At 60.2% G+C, this 18,817-nt stretch carries 16 protein-coding genes; 12 read left to right on the forward strand and 4 right to left on the reverse strand.

The window, feature by feature from the left end; all coding sequences use genetic code 11:
• Nucleotides 1-70: 70 nt before the first annotated feature.
• A complete protein-coding gene (locus AC07R1_RS25615) occupies nt 71-1,765 on the reverse strand; it encodes a lactate permease LctP family transporter (RefSeq protein ID WP_373940329.1) in 1,695 nt (564 codons plus the stop codon).
• Nucleotides 1,766-2,026: 261 nt separating this feature from the next.
• On the opposite strand from AC07R1_RS25615, the gene AC07R1_RS25620 reads away from it, so the two are divergent.
• Nucleotides 2,027-2,794 carry an FCD domain-containing protein gene (locus AC07R1_RS25620; protein WP_072451306.1) on the forward strand — a complete coding sequence of 256 codons (768 nt, stop codon included), beginning with the start codon at nt 2,027-2,029 and terminating at the stop codon, nt 2,792-2,794.
• A gap of 81 nt (nt 2,795-2,875) precedes the next feature.
• On the opposite strand, the gene smpB is transcribed toward AC07R1_RS25620, so the two are convergent.
• Nucleotides 2,876-3,358, reverse strand: a complete 483-nt coding sequence (gene smpB, locus AC07R1_RS25625; protein ID WP_011059180.1) for an SsrA-binding protein SmpB — start codon at nt 3,356-3,358, stop codon at nt 2,876-2,878.
• Nucleotides 3,359-3,475: 117 nt separating this feature from the next.
• Between smpB and AC07R1_RS25630 the strand changes: the two genes are divergently transcribed.
• Genes AC07R1_RS25630 through AC07R1_RS25640 form a run of 3 tightly spaced genes read left to right on the forward strand, consistent with a single transcriptional unit; the run spans nt 3,476 to nt 5,628 of the window.
• Nucleotides 3,476-4,879, forward strand: coding sequence for a sodium-dependent transporter (locus tag AC07R1_RS25630; RefSeq protein ID WP_053156329.1), 1,404 nt, complete (start codon nt 3,476-3,478; stop codon nt 4,877-4,879).
• Nucleotides 4,880-4,886: 7 nt separating this feature from the next.
• Nucleotides 4,887-5,321, forward strand: a complete 435-nt coding sequence (locus tag AC07R1_RS25635; protein ID WP_011059182.1) for a type II toxin-antitoxin system RatA family toxin — start codon at nt 4,887-4,889, stop codon at nt 5,319-5,321.
• Nucleotides 5,314-5,628 (forward strand): RnfH family protein, encoded by a 315-nt coding sequence (locus tag AC07R1_RS25640; protein WP_053149012.1) that lies wholly within the window; start codon nt 5,314-5,316, stop codon nt 5,626-5,628. Before AC07R1_RS25635 ends, AC07R1_RS25640 begins: the two co-directional genes overlap by 8 nt.
• 60 nt (nt 5,629-5,688) lie before the next feature.
• Here AC07R1_RS25640 and AC07R1_RS25645 read toward each other — a convergent pair whose 3' ends face one another.
• Nucleotides 5,689-6,216 (reverse strand): outer membrane protein assembly factor BamE, encoded by a 528-nt coding sequence (locus tag AC07R1_RS25645; protein ID WP_011059184.1) that lies wholly within the window; start codon nt 6,214-6,216, stop codon nt 5,689-5,691.
• Between the two features lie 98 nt (nt 6,217-6,314).
• Between AC07R1_RS25645 and fur the strand changes: the two genes are divergently transcribed.
• Nucleotides 6,315-6,719, forward strand: a complete 405-nt coding sequence (fur, locus tag AC07R1_RS25650; protein ID WP_011059185.1) for a ferric iron uptake transcriptional regulator — start codon at nt 6,315-6,317, stop codon at nt 6,717-6,719.
• A 94-nt stretch (nt 6,720-6,813) separates the two neighbouring features.
• Here the strand turns inward: fur and recN are convergent, their stop codons facing one another.
• Nucleotides 6,814-8,487: a DNA repair protein RecN gene (recN, locus tag AC07R1_RS25655; RefSeq protein WP_093404848.1), complete on the reverse strand. Its 1,674-nt coding sequence runs from the start codon at nt 8,485-8,487 to the stop codon at nt 6,814-6,816.
• A 250-nt stretch (nt 8,488-8,737) separates the two neighbouring features.
• Here recN and grpE point away from each other — a divergent pair, with 250 nt between their 5' ends.
• The 7 genes from grpE to greA all read left to right on the forward strand — a co-directional run bounded on the left by grpE (nt 8,738) and on the right by greA (nt 18,806).
• Nucleotides 8,738-9,304, forward strand: a complete 567-nt coding sequence (grpE, locus tag AC07R1_RS25660; protein WP_011059187.1) for a nucleotide exchange factor GrpE — start codon at nt 8,738-8,740, stop codon at nt 9,302-9,304.
• 102 nt (nt 9,305-9,406) lie between these two features.
• Complete coding sequence (dnaK, locus tag AC07R1_RS25665) at nt 9,407-11,323, forward strand: molecular chaperone DnaK (RefSeq protein ID WP_011059188.1); 1,917 nt, start codon at nt 9,407-9,409, stop codon at nt 11,321-11,323.
• Nucleotides 11,324-11,645: 322 nt separating this feature from the next.
• Entirely contained in the window at nt 11,646-12,770 is a 1,125-nt protein-coding gene (gene dnaJ / locus AC07R1_RS25670) for a molecular chaperone DnaJ (RefSeq protein WP_015634112.1), read from the forward strand.
• Nucleotides 12,771-12,780: 10 nt separating this feature from the next.
• The gene (gene dapB, locus AC07R1_RS25675) at nt 12,781-13,587 is read left to right on the forward strand and encodes a 4-hydroxy-tetrahydrodipicolinate reductase (RefSeq protein WP_011059190.1); all 807 of its coding nucleotides are present in this window, start codon (nt 12,781-12,783) and stop codon (nt 13,585-13,587) included.
• Nucleotides 13,588-13,845: 258 nt separating this feature from the next.
• Entirely contained in the window at nt 13,846-14,982 is a 1,137-nt protein-coding gene (gene carA / locus AC07R1_RS25680; RefSeq protein WP_220223694.1) for a glutamine-hydrolyzing carbamoyl-phosphate synthase small subunit, read from the forward strand.
• A 129-nt stretch (nt 14,983-15,111) separates the two neighbouring features.
• Nucleotides 15,112-18,333 (forward strand): carbamoyl-phosphate synthase large subunit, encoded by a 3,222-nt coding sequence (carB, locus tag AC07R1_RS25685; protein ID WP_011059192.1) that lies wholly within the window; start codon nt 15,112-15,114, stop codon nt 18,331-18,333.
• Nucleotides 18,330-18,806, forward strand: coding sequence for a transcription elongation factor GreA (gene greA, locus AC07R1_RS25690; protein ID WP_011059193.1), 477 nt, complete (start codon nt 18,330-18,332; stop codon nt 18,804-18,806). Before carB ends, greA begins: the two co-directional genes overlap by 4 nt.
• Nucleotides 18,807-18,817 lie beyond the last annotated feature (11 nt).

An 18,817-nucleotide genomic window follows, 5' to 3' on the forward strand; every position in this document is an offset into this window, starting at 1 on the left:
CAGCCTTGCAGACCGGGTGGTGAATGACTGACGCCGCGGGTGAGGGCGGCGTCGGTTCCATCGGTGTTGCTTAGTGCACCAGCATGCCGGTGAACCAGTAGGCCTGGGCCAGGGTGATCAGACCGACAATAGTGGCAAAGAACAGACTGTGCTTGAGGGTGAAGCGGAACAGGTCCGATTCCTTGCCCACCAGGCCGGTGGCGGCGCAGGCCACGGCGATCGATTGCGGCGAGATCATCTTGCCGGTTACGCCGCCGCTGGTGTTGGCCGCGACCAGCAGGGTGTCATTGACCCCGATCTGGTGTGCGGTGGTGGCCTGCAGCGAGCTGAACAGGGCGTTGGACGAGGTATCGGAGCCGGTGAGGAACACCCCGAGCCAGCCCAGGAACGGCGAGAAGAACGGGAACGCCGCGCCAGTCGCTGCCAGGACCAGGGCCATGGTCGAAGACATGCCCGAGTAGTTGGTGACGAAGGCGAACGCCAGCACCATGCCGATGGACAGGATCGGCCAGCGCAGCTCGTAGAAGGTCTCTTTCAAAGTGGTCAGACCAGTTTTGAAGTCGATCTTCAGTACCACCATGGAGATCAGCGCGGAGAAGAAGATCGCCGTGCCGGTGGCCGAGATCGGGTCGAGCTTGAACACCGCCGGGATGGCCGTTGGCGTGGTCACGATCGGTGCCATCTTGATCACCAGCTGATCCAGGTGCGGGATGGCGAAGTTGAACACCCAGCCGTACATCGAGCCGCCGGCAGCGAACATCGCCTTGAAGGGCTTGAGGGTCCAGATGGTCACCAGCACGGTGAGGATCAGGAACGGCGACCAGGCCTTGAAGATCTGGCCCAGGCTGTAGGGTGAGGCCTGGGTTTGGCGTGGCTGGCCGAAGCCACCGGCACTGGCGGTGATGGCCGCGCTGGAGGTGGCACCGGCAATCTGCGCGCCGGCGGTGCGCTTGGGCTGCCAGATTTTCAGGAACAGGGTCAGGGAGATCAGGCTGGCCAGGGCCGAGGTGATGTCCGGCAGTTCCGGGCCGATGAAGTTCGAGGTGAAGTACTGGGTGACGGCGAAGCTCAGGCCTGCCACCAGAGCGGCCGGCCAGGTCTCTTTGACGCCACGCATGCCGTCCATCATGAACACCAGCCAGAACGGCACGAAGAGCGACAGCAGCGGCAGCTGGCGGCCGGTCATGGCGCCGATCTTGAAGGCGTCGATGCCCGTCACTTGGCCGGCGACGATGATCGGAATCCCCAGGGCGCCGAAGGCCACTGGCGCGGTGTTGGCGATCAGGCACAGGCCGGCGGCGTACAGCGGGTTGAAGCCCAGGCCCACCAGCAGGGCGGCGGTGATCGCCACTGGCGCGCCAAAGCCGGCAGCCCCTTCAAGGAAGGCACCGAAGCAGAAACCGATCAGCAGCACCTGCAGGCGCTGGTCGTCGGTGATCGACAGCACCGAGCTGCGAATGATTTCGAACTGGCCGCTCTTCACGGTCAGCTTGTAGAGGAAAACGGCGGCGACAATGATCCAGGCGATGGGCCACAGACCGTAGGCAAATCCATAGCCAGCGGCAGCGAGGGCCATGTCGGCGGGCATCTGGAAGGCGAAGATCGCCACCAGGATCGACAAGGCCAGGGTGATACTCCCGGCGACGTGTCCTTTGAGACGGAACACGGCCAGAGCCAGGAAGAAGAACACGATCGGGATGACGGCGGCGAGGGCGGACAGGCCGAGGCTGCCAAGCGGGCTATAGAGCTGTTGCCAGGTTTGCATAATGGGGTGGCCCCTAATTGTTGTTGGTCAGGCACTGCTAGCGTCTTGGTTAATTGGTAAGACCAATTTACAATCGCTGTTGGCTAGGGTAAAAGCCTTGTGCTCGGTGTGTCAATTTGCCGCCCTAAAACTTTTGTCGAATGCGCTATGGCGCGGGCATCTGATCGGTGCAAATGGCCGTGTTCTGACAGGTGTTGGCGCGCCATGAATAGGCCAGAATAGAGCCCCCCGGCGAAGGGTCGGGAGGGTGGAGAGTGAGTTATGGGGTTTGATCAGATACGCCAGCGCCGTTTGTCCGACGATATCGTCGAGCGTCTGGAAGGGATGATTCTTGAAGGCACCTTGACGGCCGGCGAGCGGCTGCCGGCCGAGCGCGCCCTGGCCGAGCAGTTTGGTGTCTCCCGGCCCTCACTGCGCGAGGCGATCCAGAAGCTCACGGCCAAGGGGCTGCTGATCAGCCGCCAGGGTGGCGGCAACTACGTGGTGGAATCCCTGGGCTCGACCTTCAGCGATCCTCTGCTGCACCTGCTGGAAAACAACACCGATGCCCAGCGCGACCTGCTGGAGTTCCGGCATACGCTGGAAGCGTCCTGCGCCTATTACGCGGCGCTGCGGGCGACGGCAGTGGATCGTGAGCGACTGACTCAAGCCTTCGAGGAGTTGCAGGATTGTTATTCCCGTTCCGACGATGTCAGTCGTGCCGAGGAGGGTGCGGCGGATGCCAAGTTCCACTTGGCGATTGCCGAGGCCAGCCACAACGCCGTGCTGCTGCACACCATCCGCGGGCTGTTCGACCTGCTCAAACGCAACGTGGTGACCAACATCGGTGGCATGTACAAGCAGCGCACGGAAACCCGCGACATGCTGATCAGCCAGCACCGCGACCTGTACCAGGCAATTATCGAAGGGCGGGCCGAAGAGGCGCGGGAAATCTCCAGCCGGCACATTCTCTATGTGCAGGAGGTGCTCGAAGAAGTGCGTCAGGAAGTGCAGCGAGTGGCCCGGGCCGAACGGCGCAAGGGCATGTAATGCAAATCGCCGGCAAGCCGGCTCCTACCTGGGTGTTGTAGGAGCCGGCTTGCCGGCGAAAGCGACCTCAAGGCAGGAAGATCAGTCTTCCTTGCCCTTGGTGCGCACCGCACGCTGCAGTTCGCGATCGGAATCGCGCTCGCGTTCGGTATGACGCTTGTCGTATTCCTTCTTGCCCTTGCCCAGTGCGATCTCACACTTGACCAGGTGCTTGCTCCAGTAGAGCGAAAGGCATACGCAGGCATAACCCTTCTGTTGCACGGCGGCAAACAGCTTTTCCAGCTCGCGCTGGTTGAGCAGCAGCTTGCGCGAGCGCGTAGGGTCGGCAATGACGTGGGTGCTGGCGGTGGTCAATGGCGTGAAGTGGCTGCCGAGCAACCAGGCTTCACCATCCTTGAGCAGCACATAACTGTCCACCAGCTGTGCCTTGCCTGCACGCAGACTCTTTACTTCCCAGCCGGCCAGGACCATGCCAGCCTCGAACCGATGTTCGATGAAGTAATCGTGACGCGCCTTTTTATTTTGCGCGATGGTCCCTGTTGGGTGTTTCTTCTGTTTAGCCATAGGGGCGGCATTATAGGGAGTTGCGCGCGCGTCGGCTACGGTGACGCAGCGTGCTTGAGCAGGTTGATTGAATCCCGGACAATGCGCGCTCTTTTTTTTCGGTTGGGCGTGTTAACGATGTCGACAGACAGGGTCTCTGTCCACGGCGGCTGGGCAAGCCGCTGGGTCTTTATACTCGCTGCAACTGGTTCGGCCGTGGGCCTGGGGAGTATCTGGAAATTCCCCTACATGGTCGGCGTCTATGGTGGTGGTGCCTTTGTCCTGGTGTTTCTGGCGTGTATTGCGCTGATCGGGTTGCCGGTGATGCTGGCGGAAACCCTGATTGGCCGCCGCGCGCGGCAAAGCCCGGCGAATGCCCTGAAGGTGCTGGCCCTGGAGGCCGGGCATTCGGCCAAGTGGTCCTGGGGCGCCTTTGCCGGAATGATCACGGCGCTGCTGATCCTCTCCTTCTATAGCGTGGTGGGTGGTTGGTCCCTGGACTACATCATCGACATGGGGCGCGGCGATTTTCAGGGTGTCACGGCGGATCAGGTCGGCGCCTATTTTTCCGCGGTGACGGCCGACCCCTGGCGCCTGACCCTGTGGCACACGCTGTTCATGCTGTTGTCGGCGCTGGTGATTGCCAAGGGTGTGGTGGCCGGGCTTGAGCGCAGCCTGCGGGTCATGATGCCGCTGCTGTTCGTGATGTTGCTGGTGCTGCTGGGCTACAGCATGACCACCGGGCATTTCATGCAGGGCCTGCACTTCATGTTCGACTTCAGCCTGGAGCGTTTGCTGGACGGGCTGTTGCCAGCCATGGGGCACGCGTTCTTTTCCCTCAGCGTGGGAGTGGGCTCGATCATGATCTACGGCGCCTACATGCCCAAGCATTCGTCCCTGGCCGGCACCGTGGTCGGGGTAGCGCTGCTGGATACCTTCGTTTCGCTGGTGGCTGGGATGGCCCTGTTCCCCATTGTATTTGCCGCCGGGCTGAACCCCAGCGAAGGGCCGGGGCTGATGTTCATCAGCCTGCCGTTTGCCTTCGGGAATGTGGCGTTCGGCCAGCTTATGGGCGTAGTGTTCTTTATCCTGGTGGCGATCGCTGCCTGGAGTTCGGCCATTTCCTTGTTGGAGCCGATGGTGGCTTATCTCGTCGAGAGGACTAAAATCCGCCGCGGCTGGGTGACATTCTGGCTGGCGTTCAGTTGCTGGTTCGTGGGATTGGGAACGGTGTTCTCTTTCAACATCTGGCAACAGGCCAAATTTTTCGTGAACGAAGGCGGCGTTTTTCATCTCTACCAATGGGGCGCGGCCGGCGGTCTGGACTTCTTTGGTGTGATCGACTTTTTCACCTCGCGGATCATGTTGCCTCTTGGCGGTTTGTGCTTCGTGGTATTTGCAGGTTGGGTGATGGGCCGTGAGGCAGTTCGTGATGAGCTGTCGTTACGTAGCCCGCTGTTGTTCGCTCTGGCCTTGTTTTTGATGCGCTATGTGGCGCCCGTCGGCATTCTTGTGGTGTTTGCCGCCCAGTTGTGGAAATGAAGCTCACATGACGACCCATATTCAACGTTCGGCCCTTCTGCCCTATCCGGCGCAGTTCCTTTACGACCTGGTCAATGACGTGGCCCGGTACCCGGAGTTTCTGCCCTGGTGCTCGTCGGCCGAGGTGCTGGAAAGCAGCGAAGAGCGGATGCGCGCGAGCCTGGCGGTGGCCAAGGGCGGCATGAGCCAGCGCTTCGTTACCTGCAACAATCTGGTGCCGGGGCAGTCGATCGAGATGAATCTGGAGGAGGGGCCATTCAATCAGTTGCATGGCGTGTGGGTGTTCAAGCCGCTGGGCGAGAAGGCCTGCAAGATCAGCCTTGATCTGTCTTTCGATTATGCGGGGCCTTTGGTTCGAGCGACCTTGGGGCCGCTGTTCAACCAGGCGGCGAATACCCTGGTGGACGCTTTCTGCCAGCGGGCCAAGCAGTTGCATGGCTGAGCCGATGATTTCGATTGAGGTGGCCTACGCGGCTGTCGATCGCCAGGCGTTGATCAGTGTGCAGGTGCCCCAGGGGTCGACGCTGCGTGCAGCCTTGCAGGCTTCAGCCATCGGGCAGCAATTTCCCGAACTGGATCTGGCTGCTTGTCCGGTGGGGATCTTCGGCAAGCAGGTCAGTGACCCTGAACAGCATGTGATTCAGGCGGGGGATCGGATCGAGGTCTATCGCCCATTGCTGGCCGATCCGAAAGAGGTTCGGCGTCTGCGGGCGGCGAAAGCGGCCGAGGCACGCAAGCGCGAATCGTGATTGATGGTGACAGGCAATAAAAAGCCCGGGCATGCCCGGGCTTTTTTATTTCGCCACAAATTATTCCGGCGAAGTATCCAGTGGTTCAGGCGTAGGAACTGGCACGGTTTTCACGCCATCCACGTCCTTCTGGATCTGGTCGAGCAGCGAGCCAGGCTTGGCTGGTTTCTCGGCTTTTGGTTTCTCGACGTTCTCGGCAGGCGCTGTCACGGTGTTGGCGCTGTCCTTGCCCAGCAGGGCTTCGTCGCGGCTTACACCTGGCATGAAGTCACCGGCCAAGCTGACCAACTGGTCGTTGCCGTTGAAGATCAGGCTCACGCGTTCCTGTTGGCGTTCACCACCACCAGGCTGCAGGCTGTAGAGATAATCCCAGCGATCGGCATGGAACGTGTCGGTCAACAGAGGGTTGCCCATGATAAACCGTACTTGCCGTCGGGTCATTCCGGGGCGCAACTGGTCTATCATGTCCTGCGTGACGACATTGCCCTGCTGGATGTCGATTTTGTAAACCCCGGGGAATGAACAACCGGCGAGTGCGAGCAGTCCCACGAAGGTGAAACTGGTTAGCAAGAGCTTGGTGTTTTGCATCGGTGGGCGACTTCCACTATCTTGGCTGGGACAACGTAAACCCCGATCATACCCGCATTAAGAGAAGCTGCGAAGCAGCATCGGCGAGAAAGCTGACCATGGTTGAAAATAGCGAACTACGTAAAGCCGGCCTCAAAGTGACTCTGCCACGAGTCAAAATTCTACAAATGCTCGATTCCACCGAGCAGCGGCACATGAGCGCTGAGGATGTCTACAAGGCGCTGATGGAAGCTGGTGAGGATGTGGGTCTGGCCACGGTTTACCGTGTACTGACTCAATTCGAAGCAGCCGGACTGGTGGTACGCCATAATTTTGATGGCGGTCACGCTGTATTCGAGCTGGCGGATGGCGGTCACCACGACCATATGGTCAACGTGGAGTCTGGTGAAGTGATCGAATTCTTCGACGAAGAAATCGAAAAGCTTCAGAAGGCGATTGTCGAAAAGCACGGTTTCGAGTTGGTGGATCACAATCTTGTGCTGTACGTGCGCAAGAAGAAGTAAGCCCCTCACGCGGCGTTTATCGTCGTGAAACGATCGAAGGCGACCCTAGGGTCGCCTTCGTGTTTTGTGCCTATATAAAAGAAGCGCTGAAGGTTCAGGCCTTGGCGGTCACCACCATTTTCTTGGCGTGGGCCAGAGACTCCTTGGTCAGGTCGATGCCGCCGAGCATCCGCGCCACCTCCTCGACCCTCTCATTCTTGCCCAGCTTGGATACTGCGGTATGAGTGGCATCGCTGCCGCGCACCTTGTGCACGAACAGATGCTGATGCCCCTGGGCGGCGACTTGCGGCAGGTGTGTCACGGTCAATACCTGGCCGCGTTCGCCGAGGCGGCGCAGCAGCTGGCCGACGATCTCGGCTGTCGGGCCGCCAATCCCCACGTCGACTTCGTCGAATACCAATGTGGGAACCCGCGAGGTCTGCGCGGTGATGACCTGGATCGCCAGGCTGATACGTGACAGCTCACCGCCGGACGCGACTTTCGCCAGGGCCTTGAGGGGTTGCCCAGGGTTGGCACTGACCAGCAGTTCCACCTGCTCCAGGCCGTTGGGCAGCAGTTCATCGCTGCTGTTGGCGCGCAGCTCGATGGTGAAGCGCCCTCCGGGCATGCCCAGGCGCTGGATCTCCTGCTCCACTGCGCTGGCCAGGCTGGTCGCGGCCTGCTGGCGCAACCGGCTCAGTTCCTGGGCTTTTTCCTGATAATGACGAGCGAAGGATTGCAGCTCTTCGCCCAGCCGTTCGATGGATTCGTCATTGGCGTCCAGAGTCTCTATTTCATCCAGCAGGGTTTGCTGCATGGCGGCGAGTTCGAAGGGCTGGATGCGATGCTTGCGCGCCAGGGTATAGATGGCGTCGAGGCGTTCTTCGAGTTGTTGCAGGCGTGCCGGATCAGCGTCGAAGTGGTCAAGGAAACGATTCAACTCGCCCACGGCTTCTTCGACCTGGATCTGCGCGCTGGCCAGCAGGTTGGTGGCCTCGCCCAGGGAACCCGAGGAGTTGCCGATGCTCGACAGGCGGTTGAGGCTGACAGTCAGGGCGTTCAGGACATTGCCTGAATCACTTTCGCTGCATTGCTCCACCACCTGGCGGCAGATGCCCAGCAGGGTTTCGGCATTGGTCAGGTTCTTGTGCTCCTGCTCCAGCTGCTCGAGTTCATTTTCCCCGAGCCCCAGGTTTTCCAGTTCTTCGAGCTGGTAGCTGAGCAGTTGATGGCGAGCGCGCTGCTCGTCGCCGGAGTTGGACAGGCGCTCCAGCTCCAGGCGGGTCTGGCGCCAGCGCTGCGCAGCCAGTTGCACCTGGCGCGCCAGGTCGGTTGCGCCGGCGTACTCATCCAGCAGGCGCCTATGGGTATCGGTCTTGAGCAGCGACTGGTGTTCATGCTGGCTGTGGATATCGATCAGCAGTTCGCCCAGGGCTTTCAAGTCTCCGAGCGGGCAGGGCGTACCGTTGATATAGCCGCGGGAACGTCCTTCTGCCGTGATGACCCGACGCAGGATGCACGGGCCGTCGGTGTCCAGGTCACGCTCGGCCAGCCAGGCGTGGGCCTCGGGGATATCCGCCAGATCGAAGGTGGCGAGGATATCGGCCTTGTCGGCTCCGGGGCGTACCACGCCGCTGTCGGCACGATCACCCAGGGTCAGGCCGAGCGCGTCGAGCATGATCGACTTGCCGGCACCGGTCTCGCCGGTAATGACGCTCATCCCGCGATCGAGTTCCAGATCCAGGTGTTCGACGATGGCGTAATTGTGTACGGACAGGTGCACCAGCATTAAGGCCGCTCCCAAACTAGATGTCTGGTTATTTATACAGTGTTTTGTTTCGGGCTGACAATGCTTTCCCTTAGCTCGATTTGCTTGGTCGTTCTGGCTTTTTAGTGCGCTCGGTAATGTCCACATACAGGATTTATCGGGTCGGAACGACTTTTGCTGTGGCTGCGGACTTGAACCTTGAAAATGCGACCCCATATAGCTGGGCAGAAGAGTGAGCCCGGCTCACAGACGATATTGAAAGGAGAATTTCATGGCTGACGAACAGACGCTGGATACGCAAAATCTAGACGCCAATCAGGCTCCCGAGGCATCGGGTGATGACCTGGCGGCTCGTGTACAAGTGCTCGAAGAGCAACTGGCTGGCGCGCAGGATCAGGCTTTGCGTGTTGCTGCCGATCTGCAGAACGTCCGCCGCCGCGCCGAGCAGGACGTGGAGAAAGCTCACAAATTCGCGCTGGAGAAGTTTGCCGGCGACCTGCTGCCGGTGATCGACAGCCTGGAGCGTGGCCTGGAGCTGTCCAACCCGGACGACGAAAGCATCCGCCCGATGCGTGAAGGCATCGAGCTGACCTTGAAGATGTTCCACGACACCCTCAAGCGTTATCAGCTGGAAGCCATCGATCCACACGGCGAACCCTTCAACGCTGAACAGCATCAGGCCATGGCCATGCAGGAAAGCGCGGATGTCGAGCCGAACAGTGTTCTGAAAGTGTTCCAGAAGGGCTACCAGCTCAACGGTCGCCTGCTGCGCCCGGCCATGGTCGTGGTCAGCAAGGCTCCTGCACCGGTTTCGCCTTCGATTGACGAAAAGGCTTGAAAACGGCTGTAGAGCCCCCATTTATCAGTCAAGCGTTTAAGTGCTACCGCAGTTTGCCACCACAGCTGCGGCATCCAAATCCAAAGTTTCGGGAGAGTTAACATGGGCAAGATTATCGGTATTGACTTGGGGACCACCAACTCGTGCGTCTCCATTCTTGAAAATGGCAACGTAAAAGTTATCGAAAACGCTGAAGGCGCGCGTACCACGCCGTCGATCATCGCGTACGCCAACGATGGCGAAATCCTGGTAGGTCAGTCGGCCAAGCGTCAGGCTGTCACCAACCCGCACAACACCCTGTACGCAGTAAAGCGTCTGATCGGTCGTCGCTTCGACGAAGAAGTCGTGCAGAAAGACATCCAGATGGTCCCTTACAAGATCGTCAAGGCTGACAACAACGACGCCTGGGTTGAAGTGAACGGCCAGAAAATGGCTCCGCCACAGATCTCGGCTGAAATCCTCAAGAAAATGAAGAAGACCGCCGAAGACTACCTCGGCGAAGCCGTGACCGAAGCGGTCATCACTGTTCCGGCCTACTTCAACGACAGCCAGCGCCAGGCGACCAAAGACGCCGGCCGCATCGCAGGCCTGGACGTCAAACGTATCATCAACGAACCAACCGCAGCCGCTCTGGCCTACGGTATGGACAAGGCCAAGGGCGATCACACCGTGATCGTTTACGACCTGGGCGGTGGTACTTTCGACGTTTCGGTGATCGAAATCGCTGAAGTCGATGGCGAGCACCAGTTCGAAGTGCTGGCCACCAACGGTGATACCTTCCTCGGTGGTGAAGACTTCGACATCCGCTTGATCGACTACCTGGTTGATGAGTTCAAGAAAGAAAGCGGCATGAACCTCAAGGGTGACCCGCTGGCCATGCAGCGCCTGAAAGAAGCTGCCGAGAAAGCCAAGATCGAGCTGTCCTCGAGCCAGCAGACCGACGTCAACCTGCCGTACATCACTGCAGATGCCACCGGTCCTAAGCACCTGAACGTGAAGATTTCCCGCGCCAAGCTGGAGTCGCTGGTTGAAGACCTGGTTCAGCGCACCATCGAGCCTTGCCGTATCGCGCTCAAAGACGCCGGTATCGACGTGGGTTCGATCAACGACGTGATCCTGGTCGGCGGCCAGACCCGTATGCCGCTGGTACAGAAGACAGTAACCGACTTCTTCGGTAAGGAAGCCCGCAAGGACGTCAACCCGGACGAAGCTGTTGCCATGGGTGCTGCCATCCAGGGTGCGGTACTGGCCGGCGACGTGAAAGACGTACTGCTGCTGGACGTCAGCCCGCTGACCCTGGGTATCGAAACCATGGGTGGCGTGATGACCGCGCTGATCGAGAAAAACACCACGATTCCTACCAAGAAATCCCAAGTGTTCTCGACTGCCGACGACAACCAGGGCGCAGTGACCATTCACGTACTGCAGGGCGAGCGCAAGCAAGCCGCGCAGAACAAGTCCCTGGGCAAGTTCGACCTGGCCGACATTCCACCAGCTCCACGTGGCGTGCCGCAGATCGAAGTGACCTTCGACATCGACGCCAACGGCATCCTGCACGTAGGTGCGAAGGACAAGGCTACCGGCAAGACTCAGTCGATCGTGATCAAGGCCAACTCGGGTCTGTCGGATGAAGAGATCCAGCAGATGATCCGTGACGCTGAAGCCAACTCGGAAGAGGATCGCAAGTTCGAAGAACTGGCCACCGCCCGTAACCAGGGTGATGCGCTGGTGCACTCGACTCGCAAGATGGTGGCTGACGCCGGTGACAAAGTGACCGCGGAAGAGAAAACCGCAATCGAAGCCGCCGTGGTTGCCCTGGAAGCTGCCGTCAAGGGCGACGACAAGGCCGCCATCGACGCCAAGGTCGAAGAGCTGTCGAAAGTCTCGGCCCCGGTTGCCCAGAAGATGTACGCCGAACAGGCCCAGCCTGCAGAAGGCGCGGCACCGCACGCCGAGTCCGCTGAAAAAGCCGACGATGTCGTCGACGCCGAGTTTGAAGAAGTAAAAGACCACAAGTAATGGCTTGTTGGTCGGCCGGTTGACTGCCTTCGGGCGGTGACTGGTAGGATGTCGCCGCGCGGGAGCTTGCTCCCGCGTTGGCGTGTCTGGAGTCAGCGAAATTTTGACGGCGTACAAGCTCCGTTTGTGCGCTGGCGGTCGGGTCGGAGAAGCTCCTGCTTTCCGGCTGTGATGACCGCAATGGTCGGCCCGCAACCGGGTTGGCTTTCCAAGACCAGGATCGTTGAATTGACGTGAGTTGGGTCCGGGCCTGTATTGGGGCTCAGCGAGTTTGGCAGAGCTCAGGAGGGTTTGCCGGACGTCCTTAAGAGTGCAAAGACTTATGGCAAAGCGTGACTATTACGAAGTGTTGGGTGTGGAGCGTGGCTCCAGCGATGCGGAGCTGAAAAAGGCTTACCGTCGTTTGGCGATGAAGCATCACCCGGACCGTAATCCCGGCGACAAAGCGTCGGAAGACATGTTCAAGGAGGCCAACGAGGCCTACGAAGTACTGTCCGATTCCAGCAAGCGTGCCGCGTATGACCAGTACGGCCACGCTGGTGTCGACCCGAGCATGGGTGGCGGGGGTGCCGGCTTCGGCGGGCAGAACTTCTCCGATATCTTCGGTGACGTGTTCAGTGATTTCTTCGGTGGCGGTCGCGGCGGTTCCCGTGGCGGTGCGCAACGCGGCAGCGACCTGCGTTACACCCTGGAGTTGAACCTGGAAGAGGCGGTGCGTGGCACCACGGTGAATATCCGTGTGCCGACACTGGTCAACTGCAAGCCATGCGATGGTTCGGGCGCCAAGAAGGGGTCTTCCCCTGTCACTTGTCCGACCTGTGGCGGTATTGGTCAGGTGCGCATGCAGCAGGGTTTCTTCTCGGTGCAGCAGACCTGCCCGCGCTGCCATGGCCAGGGCAAGATCATTTCCGATCCGTGCGATTCCTGCCACGGCGAAGGTCGGGTCGAAGAGTACAAGACGCTGTCGGTGAAAGTGCCGGCAGGTGTCGATACCGGCGACCGTATTCGTCTGTCCGGCGAAGGCGAGGCGGGGACCCAGGGTGGCCCGACTGGCGACCTGTATGTGGTGATCAATGTGCGTGAGCACGCGATCTTCCAGCGCGACGGCAAGCACCTGTTCTGTGAAGTGCCCATCAGCTTCGTAGATGCGGCGTTGGGTGGCGAGCTGGAGATTCCGACCCTGGATGGTCGGGTCAAGCTGAAGATTCCCGAAGGAACACAGACCGGCAAGCAGTTCCGGATTCGTGGCAAGGGCGTTGCTCCCGTGCGTGGCGGCGGTGCCGGCGACCTGATGTGCCGGGTTGCGGTGGAGACGCCAGTGAACCTGAGTCGTCGTCAGCGCGAGCTGCTGGAAGAGTTGCGTGGTTCGCTGGACGACGACAATTCTCACTCGCCGAAAACCACCGGCTGGTTCGAGGGCGTCAAGCGCTTCTTCGGCGACCTGTAAGGAGTAACGCATGCGACGTATAGCAGTGATGGGCGCCGCCGGGCGCATGGGCAAGACCCTGGTCGAGGCCGTGCAACTGCGTTCGCCGCTCTCCGGGCTGACCGCGGCGATCGTGCGTCCGGGCAGTTCTCTGGTGGGGGCGGATGCGGGTGAGCTGGCATCCCTGGGGCGTCTTGGCGTGCCGATGTCCGACAGCCTGGAGAAGGTGGTTGATGAGTTCGATGTGCTGATCGACTTCACCTTGCCGGAAGTGATGCTCAAGAACCTGGCGTTCTGCCGCAAGGCAGGCAAGGCCATGGTGATCGGTACCACTGGCCTGGGTGCCAGGGAAAAGCAATTGCTGGCCGAGGCGGGCAAGGAGATTCCGATCGTCTTCGCTGCCAACTTCAGTGTTGGGGTCAACCTGTCGCTGAAGCTGCTGGATATGGCGGCTCGGGTGCTGGGTGATGATGCGGATATCGAGATCATCGAGGCGCATCACCGACACAAGATCGATGCGCCATCGGGCACCGCCCTGCGCATGGGTGAGGTGATCGCCAGCGCCTTGGGGCGCGATCTGCAGCAGGTCGCGGTGTATGGTCGTGAAGGCCATACCGGCGCCCGTGAGCGTGAAACCATCGGCTTCGCCACGGTTCGTGGTGGCGATGTGGTGGGGGATCACACCGTGCTGTTTGCCACAGAGGGTGAGCGCCTGGAGATTACCCACAAGGCCTCCAGTCGCATGACCTTCGCCAAGGGCGCGGTGCGTGCCGCGCTGTGGCTGGACGGGCGCGAGGCCGGCCTTTACGACATGCAGGATGTGCTGGATCTGCGTTGAGATGCATCTGATGCAGGGTTGAAGCGCAATGCTTGGACCCTGCTTCAAACCGCCAAGCGATGACCTGTCGCATTCCTCTGCCTTTAGGGCTCATTAGCGGTGGACCGAAAAAGCCTTTTTCTGTAAGCTACAGCTTTAGTGTGTCCACTAAAAGCGCGCAGATAATTCGACGAAGAAGCGGGGTGACGTGTCTATACGTCATTCCGCTTTTTTGCAACCTGCGATCGCCCTTTCAGGCTCTATTTACGGGAGGTCTTCTTGACTAAGCCAGCCATACTCGCCCTTGCTGATGGCAGCATTTTTCGTGGCGAAGCCATTGGAGCCGACGGTCAAACCGTTGGTGAGGTGGTGTTCAACACCGCAATGACCGGCTATCAGGAAATCCTTACCGATCCTTCCTACGCCCAGCAAATCGTTACCCTGACTTATCCTCACATCGGCAACACCGGCACCACGCCGGAAGATGCCGAGTCCGACCGTGTGTGGTCGGCCGGCCTGGTCATCCGTGACCTGCCGCTGGTAGCCAGCAACTGGCGTAACACTCTGTCCCTGTCCGATTACCTGAAAGCCAACAACGTGGTGGCGATCGCCGGTATCGACACCCGTCGCCTGACCCGCATCCTGCGTGAGAAAGGTGCACAGAACGGCTGCATCATGGCCGGTGACAACATTTCCGAAGAAGCGGCGATCGCTGCAGCGCGCGGCTTCCCTGGCCTCAAAGGCATGGACCTGGCGAAAGTCGTCAGCACCAAGGAAAGCTACGAGTGGCGTTCGACTGTCTGGGATCTGAAGACCGACAGCCACGCCACCATCGAGGCTTCCGAGCTGCCGTATCACGTGGTTGCCTACGACTACGGGGTCAAGCTGAATATCCTGCGCATGCTGGTGGAGCGCGGTTGCCGCGTCACCGTGGTGCCTGCCCAGACCCCAGCGAACGATGTGCTGGCTCTCAAGCCTGACGGTGTGTTCCTGTCCAACGGCCCAGGTGACCCCGAGCCTTGCGACTACGCCATCAAGGCGATCAAGGAAATCCTCGAAACCGAGATTCCGGTGTTCGGCATCTGCCTGGGTCACCAACTGCTGGCCCTGGCCTCTGGTGCCAAGACCCTGAAAATGGGCCACGGCCACCACGGTGCCAACCACCCGGTGCAGGATCTGGACAGCGGCGTGGTCATGATCACCAGCCAGAACCACGGTTTTGCGGTGGATGAAGCTACGCTGCCGGGCAACGTCCGGGCGATCCACAAGTCGCTGTTCGACGGCACCCTGCAGGGTATCGAGCGTACCGACAAGAGCGCGTTCAGCTTCCAGGGCCACCCGGAAGCCAGCCCGGGCCCGAACGATGTGGCGCCGCTGTTCGACCGCTTCATCAACGAGATGGCCAAGCGACGCTAAGCGCTCGCCTTGAAAGTGTAGCGAGCAGCGCTTGAGGGCGGCCCCGGCAAATCCGGCGGAACCCCTCGGGCGCCTCAGAGAATGTTCAAGACGGCTTGCCGACTGACCTGCGGATTTGAGTGACAACCCATGCCAAAACGTACAGACATTAAAAGCATCCTGATTCTTGGCGCTGGCCCGATCGTGATCGGCCAGGCCTGCGAATTCGACTACTCCGGCGCCCAGGCTTGCAAGGCCCTGCGCGAAGAGGGTTACCGGGTCATCCTGGTGAACTCCAACCCGGCCACCATCATGACCGACCCGGCCATGGCCGACGCCACCTACATCGAGCCGATCAAGTGGCAGACCGTTGCCAAGATCATCGAGAAAGAGCGTCCGGACGCGCTGCTGCCGACCATGGGCGGCCAGACTGCGCTGAACTGCGCCCTGGACCTGGAGCGTGAAGGCGTCCTGGAGAAGTTCGGCGTAGAGATGATCGGCGCCAACGCCGACACCATCGACAAGGCTGAAGACCGTTCGCGCTTCGACGCTGCCATGAAGTCCATCGGCCTGGCGTGCCCGCGCTCCGGTATTGCCCACAGCATGGAAGAGGCCAATGCGGTCCTCGACAAGCTGGGCTTCCCTTGCATCATCCGTCCATCCTTCACCATGGGTGGCACCGGTGGTGGCATCGCCTACAACCGCGAAGAGTTCGAAGAGATCTGCGCCCGTGGTCTGGACCTGTCGCCGACCAAGGAACTGCTGATCGACGAATCCCTGATCGGCTGGAAAGAGTACGAGATGGAGGTGGTCCGCGATAAGAAGGACAACTGCATCATCGTCTGCTCCATCGAGAACTTCGACCCGATGGGCGTGCACACCGGTGACTCCATCACCGTGGCTCCGGCACAGACCCTGACCGACAAGGAATACCAGATCCTGCGTAACGCCTCCCTGGCGGTGCTGCGCGAGATCGGTGTGGAAACTGGCGGTTCCAACGTGCAGTTCGGTATCTGCCCGAACACAGGCCGCATGGTCGTGATCGAGATGAACCCGCGGGTATCCCGTTCCTCGGCGCTGGCTTCGAAAGCCACCGGTTTCCCGATCGCCAAGGTCGCGGCCAAGCTGGCTGTCGGCTACACCCTGGACGAGCTGTCCAACGATATTACCGGCGGCAAGACCCCGGCGTCCTTCGAGCCGTCCATCGACTACGTCGTGACCAAGCTGCCACGCTTCGCCTTCGAGAAGTTCTCCAAGGCCGACGCGCGCCTGACCACCCAGATGAAGTCGGTGGGTGAGGTCATGGCCATCGGTCGGACCTTCCAGGAATCCCTGCAGAAAGCCCTGCGTGGTCTGGAAGTGGGCGTTTGCGGCCTGGATCCCAAGCTCGACCTGAGCAATCCGGAAAGCATGAACGTGCTCAAGCGCGAGCTGACCGTGCCCGGCGCCGAGCGTATCTGGTACGTGGCTGATGCCTTCCGTGCCGGCATGACCGTCGAGCAGATCTTCGGCATGAACATGATCGATCCTTGGTTCCTGGTGCAGATCGAAGACCTGATCAAGGAAGAAGAGAAGGTCAAGACCCTGGGCCTGTCGGCCATCGACCGCGACCTGATGTTCCGCCTCAAGCGCAAAGGCTTCTCCGACCAGCGTCTGGCCAAGCTGCTGGGCGTGACCGAGAAGAACCTGCGCACACATCGTCAGAAGCTGGAAGTGTTCCCGGTCTACAAGCGCGTCGACACCTGCGCCGCCGAGTTCGCCACCGACACCGCGTACCTGTACTCGACTTATGAAGAAGAGTGCGAAGCCGCACCTTCGACCCGTGACAAGATCATGATTCTGGGTGGTGGTCCAAACCGTATCGGCCAGGGCATCGAGTTCGACTACTGCTGCGTACACGCCGCCCTGGCGCTGCGCGACGATGGTTACGAAACCATCATGGTCAACTGCAACCCGGAAACCGTTTCCACCGACTACGACACTTCGGATCGCCTGTACTTCGAGCCAGTGACCCTGGAAGACGTGCTGGAAATTGTCCGTGTCGAGAAGCCAAAAGGCGTGATCGTGCAGTACGGCGGCCAGACTCCGCTGAAACTGGCTCGTGCCCTGGAAGCCGCCGGCGTGCCGATCATCGGCACCAGCCCAGACGCTATCGACCGCGCCGAAGACCGTGAGCGCTTCCAGCAGATGGTCGAACGCCTGAACCTGCGTCAGCCACCAAACGCTACCGTGCGCAGCGAAGACGAAGCAATTCGTGCCGCCGCCAAGATCGGTTACCCGCTGGTGGTGCGTCCGTCCTACGTGCTGGGCGGCCGGGCGATGGAAATCGTCTACGAGGAAGATGAGCTCAAGCGCTACCTGCGCGAAGCGGTGCAAGTGTCCAACGACAGCCCGGTGCTGCTGGATCACTTCCTCAACTGCGCCATTGAAATGGACGTGGATGCGGTCTGCGACGGCACCGACGTAGTGATCGGCGCCATCATGCAGCACATCGAGCAGGCTGGCGTTCACTCCGGTGACTCTGCGTGCTCGCTGCCGCCGTACTCGCTGCCGGCGCACATCCAGGACGAGATGCGCGAGCAGGTCAAGAAAATGGCCCTGGAACTGGGTGTGGTTGGCCTGATGAACGTGCAGCTGGCCCTGCAAGGCGATCAGATCTACGTCATCGAAGTGAACCCGCGCGCTTCCCGGACCGTGCCGTTCGTTTCCAAGTGCATCGGTGTCTCCCTGGCGATGATCGCTGCTCGTGTGATGGCCGGTAAGACCCTGAAAGAGCTGGGCTTCACCAAGGAAATCATTCCGAACTTCTACAGCGTCAAGGAAGCGGTATTCCCGTTTGCCAAGTTCCCGGGTGTCGACCCGATCCTCGGCCCAGAGATGAAGTCCACCGGTGAAGTGATGGGCGTGGGCGACACCTTCGGCGAAGCCTTTGCCAAGGCCCAGATGGGTGCCAGCGAAGTGCTGCCGACCGGCGGTACTGCGTTCATCAGCGTGCGCGACGATGACAAGCCTCTGGTTGCAGGCGTGGCCCGTGATCTGATCAACTTGGGCTTCGAAGTGGTCGCTACTGCGGGCACCGCCAAGCTGATCGAGGCGGCCGGTCTGAAAGTGCGTCGTGTGAACAAGGTGACTGAAGGTCGTCCGCATGTGGTCGATATGATCAAGAACGACGAAGTCACTCTGATCATCAACACCACCGAAGGCCGTCAGTCGATTGCTGACTCTTATTCCATTCGTCGTAACGCCTTGCAGCACAAGATCTACTGCACCACCACCATTGCTGCTGGCGAAGCTATCTGTGAAGCGTTGAAGTTCGGTCCGGAAAAGACCGTGCGTCGCTTGCAGGATCTACACGCAGGATTGAAGGCATGAATAAATACCCAATGACCGTCCAGGGCGCGCGCGCCCTGGAAGAAGAGCATGCTCACCTGACCAAGGTCGTGCGTCCGAAGCTCAGCCAGGACATCGGTACGGCCCGCGAGTTGGGTGACCTGAAGGAAAACGCCGAATACCATGCCGCTCGCGAACAGCAGGGCATGGTAGAGGCGCGGATCCGCGATATTGAAGGCCGCCTGCAGAACTCGGTGGTCATCGATGTCACGACCATTCCCCATACCGGCAAGGTGATCTTTGGCACCACGGTGGAAATCGCCAACGTCGAAACTGACGAAAGCGTCACCTACCAGATCGTGGGTGAGGACGAGGCTGACATCAAACTCGGTAAAATTTCCGTCGGCTCACCGATCGCTCGCGCCTTGATTGCCAAGGAAGAGGGTGATGTGGTGGCGGTCAAAACGCCTGGTGGCGTTATCGAGTACGAGATTGTCGAAGTCCGTCACATCTGAAAGAAGGCGCC

The organism is Pseudomonas sp. GW821-FHT07F01, from assembly GCF_059418825.1.